1 protein-coding gene is annotated in these 672 nt (G+C 53.3%); it reads right to left on the reverse strand.

The window, feature by feature from the left end; translation table 11 throughout:
• A partial coding sequence (locus tag ACFWW2_RS00945) for a hypothetical protein (protein ID WP_393925489.1) occupies positions 1 to 672 on the reverse strand: 672 nt, incomplete at both ends.

The following is a 672-nucleotide window of genomic DNA, read 5'->3' on the forward strand; positions in this document are numbered from 1 at the left end:
AATACTCGGGCTACCTTGAGTGCCATTGGCAAATTCATTGACCAGGAACTCACTGACGATCTCGTTACCATCCGCACCAAAAATACGGGCTTTGATGGCAGAATTGGACGTATCGCCTTGCTGCCCGTCTTCAGACTGCCACGTGACAATGAAGTGACCATTGGCGAGGGCTGTAATGCTCGGACTGCCTTGACGGCCATTGGTAAACTCATTGATCAGGAATTCGCTGACAATCTCAACGCCATCCGCATCAAAAATGCGGGCCTTGATGGCAGAGTAGGAAGCATCCCCTTGCTGCTGGTTCCAGGACTGCCAGGTGACGACGAAATGGCCGTCAGCGAGGGCCGTAACACTCGGGAGCCTTTGAGGGCCATCGGTGAACTCATTAACGAGAAACTCGCTGACGATCTCAACACCATTCGCATCAAAAATACGGGCCATGATGGCAGAACTGGACATATCGCCCTGCTGCCCGTCATCAGACTGCCAGGTGACGACGAAATGACCATTGGTGAGCGCTGTCACGCTTGGCCTGGTTTGCACGTCATCGGTAAACTCATTCACCAGGAATTCACTGACGATCTCGACACCATTCTCATTGAGAATACGGGCCTTGATAGCCGCACCGGACGTATCGCCCTGCTGCCCGTCATCAGAATGCCAGGTCACAAC

The sequence above is a fragment of the Yoonia sp. R2-816 genome (assembly GCF_046762905.1).
Lineage (GTDB): Bacteria > Pseudomonadota > Alphaproteobacteria > Rhodobacterales > Rhodobacteraceae > Yoonia.